Below are 16,492 nucleotides of genomic sequence, written 5' to 3'. Positions count from 1 at the left end.
AGGAGCTGACAATGAAGCGAAACAGGTTTGTCGCAGAAAGTTCAATTTGCGCGCTCGCGCGCGTCGAATGCGCGAATAGACCGCCTGTTTTCGCCTGTATTATCAGGCGGAGGCCGTTTCTTGTTCGCTAGTATTTCTGGCCTTCGCACCAGTGTTTTGTGAGGTGCCACATCGTTTGCCGATCACCAGCCCGCCCGGTTCGTGCAGGCGATCAATGTCGAAGTGATCCAGCACGGTCTGAGATGCGGCCTTGCAGATGTAGCCAAAGGCAACCTCCAGGTTGACTGCATGCAGCTCGGGGTTGTCGACCTCCATGCCCCGTCGCCCACCAATCGGCCTGCTCAGGATGACACCTTTGCGGTAGGCCCTGCCCGTGATCCGGCGAAGCCAGCCGCGCTGCAACTTGGAGACAACTTCGGTAAGTTCGGCTGGCACATGGACGAGCATGTGACAGTGCCCGCCTTTCCTTTCGCCGCCCTCGTGAACCCAAACATAGGCTGTCGCGCAGCCATACCTGGCGAGGGTTTTTGACATAAGCCCGATAAACGCGCCGGTGGCCTTCGCCATGCCCGCCAAAGGCACTCCAGCTGCTTCCCAGTGGATTGTGATCATTCGGGTGAAGGGCAGGCCGATAACTGCCGAGTGATCAAAGGCGTCTCTCAGATTGGCCACCTGCCCTAGATGCAGGGCATGACTTTCCCGGTCTGCGCGGTTGCGCGCTCCGCCTCTGCCGGTTCGCTTAGGCAAGTCGGCTGGCACACCTAGATTAGAGTAATCTATTGCAGGTGCCGTGCCATGATCGGGAAATGCCCGCTTTTCGCCGTTATTAAACGGTGGCTGCACCAATGAAACTTCACCTTTTGCAACGCGCGGCGAAGTTTCAAAGGTGCCGCCATGCCGCTGGCAGGCAGGCTGCTTGTGCATGGCGGCATCCCTCATTTGGCTACCCAGACGATAGCCTGCTTTCCGGTTGCATTCGGCCTGCGCTGGCCGCTGTCCCGGATAAGCCCCTTTCGCTTCAATTCGCTGGTGCGCGGCTGGATCGAATAGCGATCCATTTCCAGCCGTTCGGCCAATTCATCTGCGGTGAGGCCAAGCCAGCCCGCCGCGCGGATCGCCTCGTGTGCCATTCGCTGCAAGCGCCCCAGTTTCGGCATTAGCGCGTTTGCAGCGGCGATGGAGGTTTCCACGTTCCGATGGCCCGGTGCATCTGGATAAGCGCTCACAGGGCACCTCCAGCCGCCACAGGGGGCAATTCGGCACGTTCCAGCAGCTTTGCCAACCAATCGGCCTGAGCATCGCTCAGGGGCGTTGTATCAACCGCTAGCTGGCCGAGAAACTGCCCCGCCTTGCGTGTGAGGTGATTGTCTCCGTTGAGCAAGGCAAGCGCCGCTGCCCGGTGATTGGGAAAGGCGCGCTCAGCCATTGTGCGCCTCCCCATAACAGTGCCAATCCACTTGCCGCGCCATCGAGGATGGCAGGCGATAGCGGGAGGCAACAAGTTGCCAGCGCCAGTCCGGGGCGGTAAGAGGAATACGCGAACTGACACCAATTGGATCGCGCGAGACCCCGGCCTGCACGCCGGGGTTTTGCATATGTGGGGACATAGTTCACGCTCCCGCCTGATAGGTGGGAAGACTGGCGAGGTAGGCTTCAAGATCAGCGAACGCGATCAACGTGCGCCGCCCTGCCTTACGCGCGGTAAGATCGCCCCGCTTCATGGCCTCGTAAAGAGCGCTTCTTGATAAACCCGAAGCCTGAACAGCTTGCGGTATCGTAACTGCAATGGGGTTCATTTCCATTTGCATTTCCTTTGTAGCCTGCCGCGACGCTGCGGACACAAAGGAATCTGCATGGATTAGGACGCGGAATTAGGGGGGTTAACCGTATTTCGAGGAAAGCAGAGGGTCTGAAGCGATCCGCTCGATCCAAGCTAGGGCCTCGTCAAAGTCTCCGGGCCAGTGCGGATCATCTCGAAATTCCTGTAAGCGGGCCTCGACCCTTTCGTGAATCCGAACGTCTTCGTGATTCGAAGAAAGAGGGTGCGCTTTGTCGCACCACTCTTTCACAGTGGATGCGCTCAAAGGATTGCCTTTCCTACCCGTTGCTCCTGCTTGCGAAAATCTTTCGGCAACCGCCGTTCTTGCGGCACCTTCGGACAACCCATGTGCTTCTCTCAAGAAGCGCACTGCGAGCACGACAAAGACCTTCACATAGTTTCGGTGGATGCCGTCGCCTCCAGGCCCTCCAGGACGTGCAGATTTGAACAAGCGTGGTGAGCCGCCCATTACGACATCCCTGAGGGCACCTGCCACATCGTGAAGAACTGCAGCGCCCTTCGACTTTTCGAATGGCGGCAATTCGCGCAACGCAGTGTGGATCGCCAGCAAAGCTTCGGCGGCACGCGCTTGCTTGAGATTCAAGCCAGCAAATTCTTCGGGATCATTTGCGACTTCCCAAGGCGTCGAATGATAATCCGCGCCGATTTTCTCGAGCACATCGTGCAGCCGCAGGGCCCAATCAGTTGGGTCTGGCCAGCCGGGATTGTTTTCCTTGGTCACAGCGCCAACTCGCCAAGTGCCTTAACGGCTGCATCGCTGGCGAGGTGCCCATAATGTCGCTCAATCATTTCGGCGCTGGTGCCCGAGATTTGGGCGATGGTGAGCAAGGGCAGCCCAGCGCTCACAAGGTCCGTGATGGTGCTATGCCGCAGCGTGTAAGCAGTCGCCCCGTCCGGCAGGCCAGCCACCTTCACCGCCGCAGCGATAGGCAACTTCCAACTGTGCTTGTCCCAAGCTGTGCCATTGGCGCGCATAAAGAGGGGCGCACCGGGCAGCTTGTCCTTGGCCTGCTCCGCAAACAGCTTGGCCGCTTCGGCTGGCAATTGAATGCGGCGGGGTTTGCCAGTCTTGTCCTTACCGATGGTGAGTTCGGAAGTGCGCTTGTCGAAGTCGCCAGCCGTTAGCGCCGCCATTGCACCGGGCCGAAGCGGCAGCAGGCAGAGTGCCCGCACAAACGGCGCGGCTTTACTGTTGATTGCCTCCAGCAATTTTTTGCGCTGGCTGCGATCCAGATAGAGGGTGCGCCGCCCGTTGGCATTGGGAACGGACTTAAGCGCTTCCTGCCATGCTCCTTCGCTATTCGGCGCACCGGGCGAAAGCACCTTGGCCAGTGCAGCCCGCAATATAGCCATATCGCGGTTGACGGTTGAGGGCGCGCGGGTGCGAGTGCGCTTCTCACCCTCTTTGTTACGGCTCACCAGCGAAGGCGTTTCCTCCAGCCGCTTGCGCCATTCAGCCACATGGCGACGGCGCAGTTTATCCAACTTCACCTTGCCGAGCGGATCGCCATAGACATAGCGCTTGAAGCGCGCCTCGGCCTCGGATCGGCTCTCGGAATAGGCCCGACAGGCATCGGCAACGGTTTCCACATTTGCGCGAATCTCGCCGCCAGCTTCCACAAGCTCCGCCAGCGCTTCCGCCGCATCTTTGGCGAGCTTGAACCTCTCGTTGCCTTGCTTGGCGCCGAAGTCGCCAAGCGATTTGACACGATATTTCCCTGCGTCCTCGTCATAGGCGCGGGCAATCCAGGTGCCGGGGCCGCCGCGCTTCGATGGCCTGAAGCCCAGAAAGCAACCCGCGTGAAGTCGTTGCCAGTAAGGCTCTCGTCTTGGCTTCAGCCTCTCACGCTCTCCTACTTTGCTGAGGTCTGTCGCCATTTCCAGCCGCCCAATTTCGTTCCGTATGTAATCCGTATGGAATACAATGCCGGATGGAATGGGACGGCGCAAGACTGAGGGCTTCGACTTTCCAATGGTTTGAGTGTCCGGGATTGTTCAGGATTATGGTGTTTCCCTGCACTCCGAAGGCAGAGGTCACAGGTTCGAATCCTGTCGGGTGCGCCAGTTTTTCCGCAAGCCTGGGCAATCGCCATTCGTTTCGCATGCAAGGCGAATGAGAACAGGCACGATTCGTTCGCGGATATTTCAAGAAGCCTGTCAGAATTAAAACTTAATAAGAACATTAAGCCTCGCGGCATTTTGTTTCAAACAAGGAAAACGGGCAATCGCAGCGCCGGTGGAATAGTTCAAAGATAGCCAATCGCCCAATATTCGCCGCATTTGGGGCGGACAGGACTTGCGTCGGAAGTGGTCCGCAGACGCTCCGATGTGATCGACCTTAGGTCAAACACGCCCTGATTTAGGGACGCGCGGGGCGCGCTTTATACTGTGGCCGATCATCTCTTTGAAGAAAGGATGATCTGATGAAAAAGCTTGTTACCGCTACAATCGCGATCGCCGTATTCGGCGCCCCGCTCTACGCCCAGGATACGGTGGAAGAGGGGACTATCCTCGTTCAGCCTGAGCGAGCGACATTCGTTTCGAACATCGAACGCGAACTCGACCGCCAGCTGTATCGCACTCCCTACCCCGGCGGCATCCGCGAGGCAGGTGTGGTGAAGGTGCAATTCGTCGCCAATGCCGAAGGCCGGGCCGAGCAAGTGCGGCTCTTCGAGGATTCGGGAAGCGTGCGCATGGACCACGCCGCCTTGCGGGCTGTGCAACGCCTCGACAACCTCGGCTCCTCGCGGTCGGCGGACGATGGCGGCCAGGACGTACTCCTGACCATCGTGTTCGCGAACAGCGAGCGAGAAGCTGAGCGACTGGTGGAGCGTGTGGCCGACGAGAATGCCGCACTGGTCGCCTCGGGCGCTCTCGACCCGCAGGTGCTCGCCATCACGATGGTTCCGGCGACCCGTTCCTGATTCTCCCAGGCGAGAGTTCTTCGGCGCCACCTCTGACCGCGCTGCGGGCGGCAGACGGTGACGCCGAAGTCCTGTGCGGCGCGCAGCTGGCTAGGCCCAGCCGTGCTCCAGGAACTTCACTGCACAACCGGCGAGGAAGGCGCTGCCCTTGGGCATGACCTGTTCGTCCAGCACCATGTGGCTGGAGTGCAGGCCGCAGCAGCCCTGCCAGTCGACGCCTTCGGCGGCCACGCCGAGGAAGAACATCGCGCCCGGCACCTTTTCCAGCACGTAGGAGAAGTCCTCCGCGCCCATGGTGGGGGCGGGGCGTTCGGCCCAGGGCTCCTCGCCGCCAAGCTCCAGCGCGACGGCCTTGCCGAGGTCGATGGCACGACCATCGTTGAGCGTGGGCGGGAAGCCGGGGGTGATCTTCACCTCGGCCGTGCACTGGTGCGCCTTGGCGATATGTTCCGCCACCTGCCGCGCGGCGTCCTGCACCGCCTTGCGCCGTTCGGGCGTCAGGGTGCGGATCGTGCCGAGCAGGTAGCAGCTGTCGGGGATGACGTTGTTGGTGGTGCCCGCCTCGATCTTGCCGATGGTGAGCACGGTCGCCTCGGTCGCGGCGAACCGGCGGGTGATCATGGTCTGCAGGGCGATGACGATTTCCGCGCCTACCGGTACAGGGTCAACCGTGTCGTGCGGCAGCGAGGCATGGCCGCCGCGCCCGGTGACGGTGATCTCGATCATGTCGGCAGAGGCCATCATCGGCCCGGCGCGCCCTTCCACCCGGCCATGCGGGGCATTGGGCCAGACATGCAGGGCAAAGGCGGCATCGGGCAGCGGATAGTCGGCGGTGCCGCCCAGCAGCCCGTCCTCCAGCATGAAGCGCGCGCCGTGGAAGCCTTCCTCGCCCGGCTGGAACATGAAGCGCACCTCGCCCGCGAGCTGATCGCGCTTGCCGGCGAGCACGCGGGCGGCACCGGCCAGCATGGCGGTGTGGGCATCATGGCCGCAGGCATGCATGCGGCCGGGAATGGTGGAGGCGAAGTCGAGCCCGGTATTCTCGCTCATCGGCAAGGCGTCCATGTCGCCGCGCAGCAGCACGCTGCGGCCCGGCTGGGCGCCTCTCAGTACCGCCACGGCCCCGGTGCAGGATGGCCCCTCGTGCCATTCCAGCGGCAAGTCGGCCAGCGCCTCTTTCACCTTGGCCAGGGTCTTGGGCGTTTCGAGGCCCAGTTCCGGCTCGGCATGGATGGCGCGGCGCAGGCGGGTGATTTCGCCTTCATGGTTGCGAGCCAGTGCCAGCAGTTCCTCGGTCAGCATCAAGCGGTTCCTTCATCGGGTTGAAAGTTTCGAGCGGCTACCCACTTCGCATCTGCGGGACACAGTAACTCAAGTGCCGCCCGATGCGAATTCACAACAGTTGCGCCGACACGTGTTGCAGATGGACGACACAAATCGGTCATTTGCACAAAAAGCGTAGCATTTGGCGAGGCCCCATGTGTAAGGCGAGCAGGTAATGCGCGGTTCTATTCATCTATTCGAGCGCCTGCCGCAAGTCGACGCGATTCCTGTCGCGGCGAACGACTATGCGCTCTCCCCCGTGCGTGCGAAGCCGCTGGTCGGCCTGATCCGCAATTCCCGCAGCCATCGCAACGAGGCGCGCAACGCCTTTGATGCCCAGCGCGACAACGTGCTGCTGGCGACTCCGCGCCGCCGCAGCGAGCTGCCCGGCATCCTCGCCGACTTCGCTGCCAAGCGTGTCGATTACATCGCCATCGACGGTGGCGATGGCACCGTGCGCGACGTGCTGACCTGCGGCGCCGGCATCTTCGGCGATGCCTGGCCGATGCTGATCGTCGTGCCCAACGGCAAGACCAATGCCCTGGCGCATGACCTTGGCATTCCTACCGAGTGGACGCTCGATGATGCCATCGCCGCGGCCGAGCGCGGCACCCTCACCCGCCGCCAGCCGCTGGTGATTGCCCAGCGTGATGACGAGAAGGCGCAAGTGCGCGGTTTCGTCCTGGGTGGCGGCGTGTTCAACCGCGCCATCGCATTGGGACAGCGCAGCCACAAGCTGGGCGCTTTCAATGCCGCCGTGGTCGGCGTGACCGCCGGCTGGAGCGTGCTGCAGGCGCTGTTCGGTCGCGCCGGCAATGCCTGGCGTCGCGGCACCCACATGCGCCTTCGTCGCAGCAACGGCGAGGAACTGAAACACTGCGGCGGCCTGCCTGCCGACGAGCGTTACCTGCTGTTCGCCTCCACGCTGCAGAGCTTTCCGGCCGGGCTGGACCCGTTCCACAAGGTGAAGGACGTGCTGCGTCTGGCGGTGTTCGACAATCCCCGCCGCAGCCTGCTGTTGCGGCTTGGCGCGATCATGCGCGGCAAGCCCAGCCAGCGGACGCTGGACCGCGGCATCCACCTGTTCGGGGACAGCGCGATCGAGCTCGATATCGCCGAGGCATTTATCCTTGATGGCGAGGCTTTCCCGGCCGGTAACTATCGCCTGACCGCCGGTCCGAAGCTGCGCTTCGTCGTTCCGTGAGCCTGCAGTCGCGCGTCGGCGCGGCGCTTTCCCGCACTGTCGATCCTGCCGTCACCGGTTTTGCCGCGCGCCTTGCCGGTGAAAGCGAGGCGCTGGCGGTGCTGTTCTACGGTTCCAACCTGCGCACCGGATTGCGCGAGGGCGTGATCGATTTCTACGTGCTGACCGCCGGCGAGCCGGAGCGCGGGCTGTGGCCGCGCGTGTCCTATCGCGAGTGGGACCACGAAGGCGAAACGTTGCGTGCCAAGATCGCGACGATGACGCTGGCGAAATTCGCCGAGGCCGCCAGCGGCGAGACCATCGACACCACCATCTGGGCACGCTTCGTGCAGCCGAGCGCACTGGTCTGGTCGCGCGACGAGGAGCAGCGCACCGCCGTGCAACAGGCCATCGAGGCGGCTGCGATCACGGCCGCCCGGCTGGCCGTCGCCGTCGGCCCGCCGCAGGGCGAGGAAGCGGACTATTGGCGGGCGCTGTTCCGCGCGACCTATCGCGCCGAACTGCGGGTGGAGAAGCCGGGGCGCGAGGACTCCATCCTCACCCTCAATGCCGAGCATTTTGCGGGCCTTCTGCCGGCTGCCCTCGAGGCGGCGAACGTTCCGTTTGCGCAACAGGCACAACGCCTCACGCCGCAGCTGGACGAGGCGCAACGCCGCGACATCTTGCGCTGGTGGCGCAAGCGCCGCCGGCTCGGCAAGGCTCTCAACATCGCGCGGCTGGTGCGGGCCACGCGCACCTTCGACGGAGCGGGGCGCTATGCCGCCTGGAAGGTGGAGCGGCATACCGGGGTGAAGGTGGAGGTCACGCCGTGGCGCGAGAAGCACCCGATACTGTCCGCGCCCGCCGTCCTGTGGAAGGTCTGGCGGGCGAAGCGCCAGCCCTAGAGGTAGCGCATCCGGATCCGCATCGGCAGCACCTCGCGGCCCAGCGTGAAGCGCGTCTTGTCCACGCCCGGCTTGCCGAGGTTGAAGATGTTGATGCTGGGGTTGTTCGACATGCCGCCGCCATCGCTGGTGATGTCGGTGCGGCCATTGCCGTTGCGATCGTGCCGGATGGCAATTGCATAGTCGCCTGGCGCCGGCGCGGGCATGCAGATCTGCATCGTGCCTTCGCGCGCCGGCACCTCGATGCGGTTGAGCCAGCGCCCCCGCTCCAGCCAGTCGGCGCGGGTGCCGGGATAGAGCTGGATGCGCAGCATGCCTTCGGAGTTGGAGATGTTGGTCACCTGGATCCATACCGCCGGGCCGCTGCCCTGGCACGGTGCGATCGAGTGACGCATCTCGTTGCGGTATTGCGCGCCGGCAGGCACGGCGAGGCCGACCGCCAAGAGCGCGGTTGCGAATATCCGGAACAGACGTTGCGTCATTCTACGTGAATTCCCTTGGGCAGCGCCTTCGCATGCTTGCCGTTTCGCGGCGTAACCTGCTAAAAACGCTGGCATTACTTCGTTCTTGTCCTGCATTTGCGCGATTGGCACTGAACCATCGCTGAAGGATTCTGCAAGTGTGACGTCATGAAACCACCCCTGCGCGCTGGTGGAAAACGTCTTTCGCTCTCCTTGTAGCGCGATTCGCGCGGTTCTAACGCGGGGAATTAATCATGACCCGCCCGCTCATTTCTCCGTCTATACTTTCGGCCGACTTCGCCAAGTTGGGTGAAGAGGTGCGGGCCATCGATGCGGCCGGCTGCGACTGGGTGCATGTGGACGTGATGGACGGGCATTACGTGCCCAACCTCACCATCGGCCCGGCCGTCGTCAAGGCGCTGCGTCCGCACACGGAAAAGCCGCTGGACGTGCACCTGATGGTGTCGCCGGTCGACATGTGGATCGAGCAGTTCGCCGAAGCGGGCGCCGACATCATCACTGTCCACCCCGAAGCGGGGCCGCACGTCCATCGCACGGTGCAGGCGATCAAGGGCTGCGGCAAGAAGGCCGGCATCTCGCTCAACCCCGGCACCGAGGTCGACCGGCTCGACTACCTGCTCGAAGAGATCGACCTGGTGCTGATCATGAGCGTCAATCCCGGTTTCGGCGGGCAGAGCTTCATCCACTCGCAATTGCGCAAGATCGAAGCCGTGCGCGGCATGATCGAGGCGGGCGGCCATGACGTGCTGATCGAGGTGGATGGCGGCGTGAACGCGGAAACGGCGAAGCTGTGCATCGACGCCGGGGCCGACGTGCTGGTGGCGGGTTCGGCCACCTTCAAGGGCGGGCCGGAGCGCTATGCCGAGAACATCGCCGCACTCAGGGGAGGCTCGGGGTGAACGCGCGGATAGGCGAGCTTGATGCCGGGGTGACGCGCGAGGCGCTGGAAGAGGCCGGGCAGCTGGCCATCCCGCTCGACCCCCACGTGCGCGAGGAACTGGTGGAGCAGGCGCCCGAAGAGGCGTCGCCGCCGGAACAGCTCGCGCCCGAACGCGCGCTGGTGATCAGCGATTTTGCCCCGCCATCGGCCTCCGCCAGCGAGCGGATGATGCGGCTGGCCTATCGGCTCGGCTTTTCGAGCAGCACGATCGTAGCGCCCTTCCGCAAGCCGCTGCGCCCGCGCCTGCTGGCGGCCGTCGCCTCGCCGCTGCCGGGCGACCGTGCAGCGGGCATGGCGCTGCGGGCCGGGCATTTCTACATCCACGGGGTGAAGGCGCCGTTCACCCAGGTGGACTTCGGCCCTACCGCCAATCTCAACCCGCCATTCGAGCGCGTGGTGCACGGCTTCACCTGGCTGCGCGACCTCGCCACTTCGGGCACGCTGCCGCAGTGCCGCCCGGTGGCGGAGCGGCTGCTGTCCGCGTGGCTCGATGCCAATCCCACCATGGGGCGCGGTCCCGGCTGGAAGGTCGAGAATGCGGGCCTGCGCCTGCTGGCCTGGCTGACGCACGGATCGCTGCTGCTGGGCGGGCAGGACCGCACCTTGCGCCACCGCGCGCTGGGCGTGATCGCCGATACCGCCCGCTGGCTCGACAAGCACGTCACCAAGGCCGACGACCGGCTGGGCGAGGTTACCGGCTGGTGCGCCATCATCGCCTCGGGCCTGCTGCTGCCGCAAGGCAAGCCGCGGCGGCTGTGGGGCGAGGCGGGCCTGGTCCGCGCGCTGGGCGAGGCGATCGGTGAAGACGGCGGCGTGCTGTCGCGCAGCCCCGATGCGCAGATGCAGGCGATTGCCTGCCTGATTGACCTGCGCGCTTGTTACGTGGCGACCGAGCGGGAGCCGCCGCAGATGCTCGAGACCATGCTGCAGATGCTGGTCCCGCCGCTGCTGGCGCTGACCCATGGCGATGGCGGGCTGGGCAGCTGGCAAGGTGGCGGCGCGACCAAGGCCTCGCGGCTGGCCGAGCTGGTCGAGGCCAGCGGCGTGCGCACGCGGCCGCTGAAGGATCCGCGATCCTGGGGCTACCAGCGCGTCACCGCCCGCAAGTCCACGCTGCTGCTCGATGGCGCCCCGCCGCCCTTCGGCCGCCACGCCCGACACGGCTGCGCCTCCACGCTGGCGCTGGAATTCAGCCATGGCGAACACCGGCTGATCGTCAATTGCGGCGGCGCGGCGCTGGCCGGTGGGCAAGTGCCCGTGCGCATCGAACAGGGCCTGCGCGCCACGGCTGCCCATTCCACGATGGTGCTGGGCGATGCCAACTCCACCGCCGTACTGATCGACGGCAAGCTGGGCGCGGGCGTGGGCGAGGTGGAAATCGACACCAAGCAGGTGAAGCTCGACAAGGGCTCCGCCACCCGTCTGGAAGCCAGCCACGATGGCTATGCGGCCCGTTTCGGCCTGGTTCACCGCCGCATCCTGCTGCTGCGCGACGACGGCATGGAACTGCGCGGGGAGGACGTGCTGGTGCCCTCGCGCGGCAAGGGCAAGCGCGGCAAGGTGCCGTTCGCCATCCGCTTTCACCTCGGCCGCCATGTCGAGGCCAAGCTGGCCGAGGGCAAGAAGAGCGCCAGCCTGCTGCTGCCCGATGGCAGCCTGTGGCAGTTCGCCAGCGGCGCGGAAGAGCTGGAAATCGACGAGAGCCTGTGGGTCGATGGAAACGGTCGCCCGCATCCTGTACAGCAGCTGGTGATCCAGGGATTCGCCTCGCGCGGCGGCGGCAATTTCGCCTGGCTGCTCAAACGAATGGGATAGAATTCACGCATGACTGACGTTGCCATCAAGCGGGCGCTGCTTTCGGTGTCCGACAAGACGGGTGTTGTCGAACTGGCCGGAAAGCTGGCCAAGGGCGGGGTGGAGCTGGTTTCCACCGGCGGCACCGCACGGGCGCTGCGCGAAGCCGGGCTGGACGTGCTCGACGTGTCCGACATCACCGGCTTCCCCGAAATGATGGATGGCCGCGTGAAGACCTTGCACCCCAAGGTGCACGGCGGCTTGCTGGCGGTGCGCGACGATGCGGACCACGTGGCGGCGATGGACGCGCACGATATCGGCGCGATCGACCTGCTGGTGGTGAACCTCTACCCGTTCGAGGAAACCGTCGCGCGCGGCGCCAGCCGTGAAGACGTGGTCGAGAACATCGACATCGGCGGCCCGGCCATGGTGCGTTCGGCCAGCAAGAACCACCAGTTCGTCACCATCGTCACCGATCCGGAAGACTATGGCGAGCTGGTGGAGGAACTGGCCGAGCACGATGGCGCGACGACGCTGGCCTTCCGCACCCGCATGGCGGCCAAGGCTTTCGCCAAGACGGCGAGCTACGACGCGGCCATCGCCAACTGGTTCGCCTTCGGCGACGCCTTTTCCAACCCGCTGGGGCCGGAGGCGCTCAAGGCCACCCCCTTCGTCGACAAGATGCCGCTCGCCTTCGCCAAGAAGGACGAGCTGCGTTACGGCGAGAACCCGCACCAGGCGGCGGCGGTCTACCTGCCGCAGGCGGCAGGCACGCTGGGCGTGCCGCAGGCCGAACAGGTGCAGGGCAAGGAACTGTCCTACAACAACTACAACGATGCCGATGCGGCGCTGGAGCTGGTGGCGGAATTCGCCGGCGGCGATCCCGCCGTGGTGATCGTCAAGCACGCCAACCCGTGCGGCGTGGCGCAGGCTTCCACCTTGCTCGAGGCATGGCAGCAGGCGCTGGCCTGCGACAGCGTCTCGGCCTTCGGCGGCATAGTGGCGGTCAATCGTCCGCTCGACGGCCCGACTGCCCAGGCGATCTGCGAGATCTTCACCGAAGTCGTGATCGCGCCGGGTGCCGACGATGCGGCGCGCGCTGCTTTCGCAGCGAAGAAGAACCTGCGCTTGCTGCTGGTGGACGAGCTGCCCAGGGCGGATCGCCCCGGCTTCCAGATGAAGACCATCGCCGGCGGCATGCTGCTGCAGTCGCGCGACAACGGCGTGATCGGGGAGGGCGATCTCAAGGTCGTCACCAAGCGCCAGCCGACGCCGCAGGAAGTGTCCGACGCCTTGTTCGCCTGGAAGGTGGCCAAGCACGTCAAGTCGAACGCCATCGTCTATGCCAGGGACGGCGCGACGGCGGGCATCGGCGCGGGGCAGATGAACCGCCGCGATTCCTCGCGCATTGCCGCCGTGCGGGCGCGCGAGGCGGCCGAGGCTGCCGGCTGGGACGAGCCGCGCACCGTGGGCAGCGCGGTGGCTTCGGACGCCTTCTTCCCCTTCGCCGACGGCCTGCTGAGCGCGGTCGAGGCGGGGGCGACGATGGTGATCCAGCCGGGCGGCTCCATGCGCGACGACGAGGTGATCGCCGCCGCCGACGAGGCGGGTATCGCCATGGTCTTCACCGGCATGCGGCACTTCCGCCATTAACCATGTGCGACGAACCGTGCTTGCTGAACGGCGAGCGCGGTGGAAATTCAGTCGTTGGAAAGTAACAGGGGGCTATCCCCGACGGCGAACGCACGAACACGACCGAATTTCTGGATTTCCCCCCAATGGAACTCTTCAACGCCGAATTCTATCGCTCCTTCCTTGCGGGTTTCGCGGTAACCGCTGTAATACTTGCAGCGAATATCCTGCCGACACTCGGAGGAGCTTGATGCATTTGAAATCGCTACTTGCCGCCGGGGCCCTGAGCCTCGCGGCATTGTCCGTCCCTCACGCCGCTCTCGCGGAAGAGGTATTCGACGCCCCCGTCGCCACGCGGCAGGCCAGTGAGACAGGCTTGCAGACGGCGATCTTCGCGGGCGGCTGTTTCTGGGGCATCGAGGCGATCTTCAGCCATACGCGCGGCGTCACCAGCGCGGTGTCCGGCTTCCACGGCGGCAGCGCCGCCACTGCCCAGTATCGCCGCGTTGTCACCGGCACCACCGGCCATGCGGAAAGCGTGCGCGTCACCTACGATCCCTCGGTCATTCGCTACGACCAGTTGCTGCAGATCCTGTTCTCCGTCGGGGCGGACCCGACGCTGATGAACCGCCAGGGGCCGGATCGCGGCCCGCATTACCGCAGCGCCATCGTTCCCATGTCGCAGGAGCAGCGCGAAGTCGCGCAGGCCTATCTGCAGCAGATGGAGAATTCGGGTGTCTGGGACCGCCGGATCGTCGTCGCGATCGAGAACTACCGCGAGTTCTACCCGGCGGAAGACTACCACCAGGACTACATGCTGCATAATCCCGACAGCGCCTACATCCGCCGCTGGGACGCGCCCAAGGTAGAGGCGCTGCGCGAGAACTTCCCGCAGTTCTGGCGCGCGCGGTTCCGCACCGGCTAGTCCGGGGACAAGCGTAGATTGCCGCGCGCCGCAAGCGCTCCTATGTAGGGCGCATGGCATCGCATCATCACCATCACGAACATTCCGGCGACAAGCTGGTCGACGAGGCCGGCAAGGTGCTGGCCGAAGCGGGCGAACAGTGGACCGCCATGCGCGAGGACGTGTTCCGCACGCTGGCCGAGCAGGAACGTCCTGCCAGCGCCTATGACATCGCCGAACTGGTGGGCCAGAAGCGCGGCAAGCGCGTGGCCGCCAACTCCGTCTATCGCATCCTCGACCTGTTCGTGCGCACCAACCTTGCCAACCGGATCGAGAGCGCCAACGCCTATCTCGCCAACACCCATCCCGGCTGCCATCACGACTGTATCTTCCTGATCTGCGATGACTGCGGCCAGGCGGACCATTTCGACGACGACAGCCTGACCGGGGCCCTGATAGAGGCTGGCCGAAAGGCGGGCTACTCAAATGTGCGCCCGGTGGTAGAACTGCGCGGACTGTGCCGGGACTGCTCCTCCTGACGCCACGATGAAACGTGCAATTCTGTCGATGAACCGTTAATCGACAGGCCAGAAAAGTCCATGTAAGGCCATCCGATGACGAATCCCCGCCCGGATACTCCGCTGCTCGACACCGTCGACACTCCCGCCGACCTGCGCAAGCTGGAGGCTGGCCAGCTGCGCCAGCTGTCCGACGAACTGCGCGCCGAAATGATCGACGCCGTCGGCTCGACCGGCGGCCACCTCGGCTCCGGCCTTGGCGTGGTCGAACTGACTGTCGCCATCCACTACGTGTTCAACACGCCCGAAGACCGGCTGATCTGGGACGTGGGCCACCAGGCCTATCCGCACAAGATCATCACTGGCCGGCGCGATCGCATCCGCACGCTGCGCCAGGGTGGGGGCCTGTCGGGCTTCACCAAGCGCAGCGAGAGCGAATACGATCCGTTCGGCGCGGCGCACTCGTCCACCTCGATCTCGGCGGGCCTCGGCTTTGCCGTCGCCAACAAGCTGAACGACAAGCCGGGCAAGGCGATCGCCGTCATCGGCGACGGCGCGATGAGCGCGGGCATGGCCTACGAGGCGATGAACAATGCCGAACAGGCGGGCAATCGCCTGATCGTGATCCTCAACGACAACGACATGTCGATTGCCCCGCCGGTGGGCGGCCTGTCCGCCTACCTCGCGCGCATGGTCTCCAGCAGCGAATACCTCGGCTTGCGCTCGCTCGCCTCCAAGGTGGCCGGCAAGATCAGCCGCCGCGTGCACGACCGGCTGCACAAGGCAGAGGAATATGCTCGCGGCATGGCCATGGGCGGCACCATGTTCGAGGAGCTGGGCTTCTACTACGTCGGCCCGATCGACGGCCATAACCTGGACCACCTGATCCCGGTGCTGGAGAACGTGCGCGACAGCGAGCAGGGCCCGATCCTGGTCCACGTCGTCACCACCAAGGGCAAGGGCTACGAGCCGGCGGAAAGCAGCGCCGACAAGTACCACGGCGTCCCCAAGTTCGACGTCGTGACCGGCGAGAAGGCGAAGTCCAAGGCCGGGCCGCCCGCCTACCAGAACGTGTTCGGCGAAACGCTGGCCAAGCTGGCCGATACCGACAAGCGCATCTGCGCCATCACCGCCGCCATGCCGAGCGGTACGGGCGTCGACAAGTTCGCCCAGGCGCACCCGGAACGCGCCTTCGACGTCGGCATCGCCGAACAGCACGGCGTGACTTTCGCTGCCGGTCTCGCGGCGCAGGGCATGCGCCCGTTCGCGGCAATCTATTCGACCTTCCTGCAGCGCGCCTATGACCAGGTGGTGCACGACGTGGCGATCCAGAACCTGCCCGTCCGTTTCGCCATCGACCGTGCCGGTCTGGTGGGCGCCGATGGCGCCACCCATGCCGGCAGCTTCGACATCACCTATCTCGCCAGCCTGCCGAACTTCGTGGTCATGGCTGCCGCCGACGAGGCGGAACTGGCGCACATGACCTATACCGCCGCCGAGCATGACGAAGGCCCGATCGCCTTCCGCTATCCGCGCGGCAGCGGTGTCGGCGTGGAGATGCCGACCGTCCTGCAGAAGCTGGAAATCGGCAAGGGCCGGATCGTTCGTGGCGACGTGGAGAAGGGCGGCAAGGTCGCCATCCTCTCGCTCGGCGCGCGGCTGGAAGAGGCCAAGAAGGCCGCCGACCAGCTGGAAGCCAAGGGCCTTGCCACCACCATTGCCGACATGCGCTTCGCCAAGCCGCTGGACGAGGAGCTGATCCGCAAGCTGGCCGCCACGCACGACGTGCTGGTAACGGTGGAGGAAGCCGCCATCGGCGGCCTCGGCGCCCACGTACTGACCATGGCCAGCGACGAAGGCCTGACCGACGGTGGCCTGAAGATCCGCACCATGCGCCTGCCCGACACCTTCATCGATCACGACGATCCGGTGAAGCAGTACGACGAGGCTCGACTCAACGCCCCGCATATCGTGGACACGGTGCTGAGCGCCCTGCGCCACAACAGCGCCAATGAGAGCGAGCGCGTGGAAGAAGCGCGGGCCTGAG

Annotated in this window: 17 protein-coding genes; 9 read left to right on the top strand and 8 right to left on the bottom strand. The window is 64.8% G+C overall.

Features of this window, described 5'->3' with window-relative positions:
* Positions 1-102 precede the first annotated feature (102 nt).
* The 6 genes from OZN62_RS09200 to OZN62_RS09175 form a co-directional block, all read right to left on the bottom strand.
* A complete protein-coding gene (locus tag OZN62_RS09200; RefSeq protein WP_269099318.1) occupies positions 103-939 on the bottom strand; it encodes a hypothetical protein in 837 nt (278 codons plus the stop codon).
* Positions 936-1,226: a hypothetical protein gene (locus tag OZN62_RS09195; protein ID WP_269099317.1), complete on the bottom strand. Its 291-nt coding sequence runs from the start codon at positions 1,224-1,226 to the stop codon at positions 936-938. Before OZN62_RS09195 ends, OZN62_RS09200 begins: the two co-directional genes overlap by 4 nt.
* Positions 1,223-1,426, bottom strand: coding sequence for a hypothetical protein (locus tag OZN62_RS09190; protein WP_269099316.1), 204 nt, complete (start codon positions 1,424-1,426; stop codon positions 1,223-1,225). The genes OZN62_RS09195 and OZN62_RS09190 overlap by 4 nt, the downstream gene beginning before the upstream one ends.
* 184 nt (positions 1,427-1,610) lie before the next feature.
* Positions 1,611-1,802 (bottom strand): helix-turn-helix domain-containing protein, encoded by a 192-nt coding sequence (locus OZN62_RS09185; protein ID WP_269099315.1) that lies wholly within the window; start codon positions 1,800-1,802, stop codon positions 1,611-1,613.
* 78 nt (positions 1,803-1,880) lie between these two features.
* Positions 1,881-2,561: a hypothetical protein gene (locus OZN62_RS09180; protein WP_269099314.1), complete on the bottom strand. Its 681-nt coding sequence runs from the start codon at positions 2,559-2,561 to the stop codon at positions 1,881-1,883.
* The gene (locus tag OZN62_RS09175) at positions 2,558-3,718 is read right to left on the bottom strand and encodes a tyrosine-type recombinase/integrase (RefSeq protein ID WP_269099312.1); all 1,161 of its coding nucleotides are present in this window, start codon (positions 3,716-3,718) and stop codon (positions 2,558-2,560) included. The genes OZN62_RS09180 and OZN62_RS09175 overlap by 4 nt, the downstream gene beginning before the upstream one ends.
* A 545-nt stretch (positions 3,719-4,263) precedes the next feature.
* Here OZN62_RS09175 and OZN62_RS09170 point away from each other — a divergent pair.
* Complete coding sequence (locus tag OZN62_RS09170) at positions 4,264-4,764, top strand: energy transducer TonB (RefSeq protein ID WP_269099311.1); 501 nt, start codon at positions 4,264-4,266, stop codon at positions 4,762-4,764.
* A 90-nt stretch (positions 4,765-4,854) separates the two neighbouring features.
* Here the strand turns inward: OZN62_RS09170 and OZN62_RS09165 are convergent, their stop codons facing one another.
* The gene (locus OZN62_RS09165) at positions 4,855-6,066 is read right to left on the bottom strand and encodes a M20 metallopeptidase family protein (RefSeq protein ID WP_269099310.1); all 1,212 of its coding nucleotides are present in this window, start codon (positions 6,064-6,066) and stop codon (positions 4,855-4,857) included.
* Positions 6,067-6,262: 196 nt separating this feature from the next.
* Here OZN62_RS09165 and OZN62_RS09160 point away from each other — a divergent pair, with 196 nt between their 5' ends.
* Complete coding sequence (locus OZN62_RS09160) at positions 6,263-7,291, top strand: diacylglycerol/lipid kinase family protein (protein ID WP_269099309.1); 1,029 nt, start codon at positions 6,263-6,265, stop codon at positions 7,289-7,291.
* Positions 7,288-8,175, top strand: coding sequence for a hypothetical protein (locus tag OZN62_RS09155; RefSeq protein WP_442864369.1), 888 nt, complete (start codon positions 7,288-7,290; stop codon positions 8,173-8,175). The genes OZN62_RS09160 and OZN62_RS09155 overlap by 4 nt, the downstream gene beginning before the upstream one ends.
* Here OZN62_RS09155 and OZN62_RS09150 read toward each other — a convergent pair.
* Entirely contained in the window at positions 8,172-8,657 is a 486-nt protein-coding gene (locus tag OZN62_RS09150) for a DUF2141 domain-containing protein (RefSeq protein WP_269099308.1), read from the bottom strand. The two genes, OZN62_RS09155 and OZN62_RS09150, sit on opposite strands and share 4 nt — an antisense overlap.
* 233 nt (positions 8,658-8,890) lie before the next feature.
* Here OZN62_RS09150 and rpe point away from each other — a divergent pair, with 233 nt between their 5' ends.
* From rpe to dxs, 6 genes are all read left to right on the top strand, one after another.
* Entirely contained in the window at positions 8,891-9,556 is a 666-nt protein-coding gene (rpe, locus tag OZN62_RS09145) for a ribulose-phosphate 3-epimerase (RefSeq protein WP_269099306.1), read from the top strand.
* On the top strand, positions 9,553-11,412 hold the full coding sequence (locus OZN62_RS09140) for a heparinase II/III family protein (RefSeq protein ID WP_269099305.1): 1,860 nt from the start codon (positions 9,553-9,555) through the stop codon (positions 11,410-11,412). Before rpe ends, OZN62_RS09140 begins: the two co-directional genes overlap by 4 nt.
* 9 nt (positions 11,413-11,421) lie before the next feature.
* Positions 11,422-13,044 (top strand): bifunctional phosphoribosylaminoimidazolecarboxamide formyltransferase/IMP cyclohydrolase, encoded by a 1,623-nt coding sequence (gene purH, locus OZN62_RS09135; protein ID WP_269099304.1) that lies wholly within the window; start codon positions 11,422-11,424, stop codon positions 13,042-13,044.
* Positions 13,045-13,321: 277 nt separating this feature from the next.
* Entirely contained in the window at positions 13,322-13,948 is a 627-nt protein-coding gene (gene msrA, locus OZN62_RS09130) for a peptide-methionine (S)-S-oxide reductase MsrA (protein ID WP_269099303.1), read from the top strand.
* Between the two features lie 53 nt (positions 13,949-14,001).
* A complete protein-coding gene (locus OZN62_RS09125; protein WP_269099302.1) occupies positions 14,002-14,466 on the top strand; it encodes a Fur family transcriptional regulator in 465 nt (154 codons plus the stop codon).
* 75 nt (positions 14,467-14,541) lie between these two features.
* Positions 14,542-16,491 carry a 1-deoxy-D-xylulose-5-phosphate synthase gene (gene dxs, locus OZN62_RS09120; protein WP_269099301.1) on the top strand — a complete coding sequence of 650 codons (1,950 nt, stop codon included), beginning with the start codon at positions 14,542-14,544 and terminating at the stop codon, positions 16,489-16,491.
* Position 16,492: the final 1 nt, after the last annotated feature.

The organism is Aurantiacibacter sp. MUD11 (assembly GCF_026967575.1).
Lineage (GTDB): Bacteria > Pseudomonadota > Alphaproteobacteria > Sphingomonadales > Sphingomonadaceae > Alteraurantiacibacter.
The sequence above is the reverse complement of the archived record's forward strand: the minus strand, read 5'-3'. Positions and strand labels throughout refer to the sequence as shown.

Excerpts from the sequence above, each read along its gene's own strand:
- OZN62_RS09200 (WP_269099318.1), bottom strand. The coding sequence starts at position 939 with ATGAGGGATGCCGCCATGCACAAGCAGCCTGCCTGCCAGCGGCATGGC.
- OZN62_RS09190 (WP_269099316.1), bottom strand. The coding sequence starts at position 1,426 with ATGGCTGAGCGCGCCTTTCCCAATCACCGGGCAGCGGCGCTTGCCTTG.
- OZN62_RS09185 (WP_269099315.1), bottom strand. The coding sequence starts at position 1,802 with ATGGAAATGAACCCCATTGCAGTTACGATACCGCAAGCTGTTCAGGCT.
- OZN62_RS09175 (WP_269099312.1), bottom strand. The coding sequence starts at position 3,718 with ATGGCGACAGACCTCAGCAAAGTAGGAGAGCGTGAGAGGCTGAAGCCA.
- OZN62_RS09170 (WP_269099311.1), top strand. The coding sequence starts at position 4,264 with ATGAAAAAGCTTGTTACCGCTACAATCGCGATCGCCGTATTCGGCGCC.
- OZN62_RS09165 (WP_269099310.1), bottom strand. The coding sequence starts at position 6,066 with ATGCTGACCGAGGAACTGCTGGCACTGGCTCGCAACCATGAAGGCGAA.
- OZN62_RS09160 (WP_269099309.1), top strand. The coding sequence starts at position 6,263 with ATGCGCGGTTCTATTCATCTATTCGAGCGCCTGCCGCAAGTCGACGCG.
- OZN62_RS09150 (WP_269099308.1), bottom strand. The coding sequence starts at position 8,657 with ATGACGCAACGTCTGTTCCGGATATTCGCAACCGCGCTCTTGGCGGTC.
- rpe (WP_269099306.1), top strand. The coding sequence starts at position 8,891 with ATGACCCGCCCGCTCATTTCTCCGTCTATACTTTCGGCCGACTTCGCC.
- purH (WP_269099304.1), top strand. The coding sequence starts at position 11,422 with ATGACTGACGTTGCCATCAAGCGGGCGCTGCTTTCGGTGTCCGACAAG.
- OZN62_RS09125 (WP_269099302.1), top strand. The coding sequence starts at position 14,002 with ATGGCATCGCATCATCACCATCACGAACATTCCGGCGACAAGCTGGTC.
- dxs (WP_269099301.1), top strand. The coding sequence starts at position 14,542 with ATGACGAATCCCCGCCCGGATACTCCGCTGCTCGACACCGTCGACACT.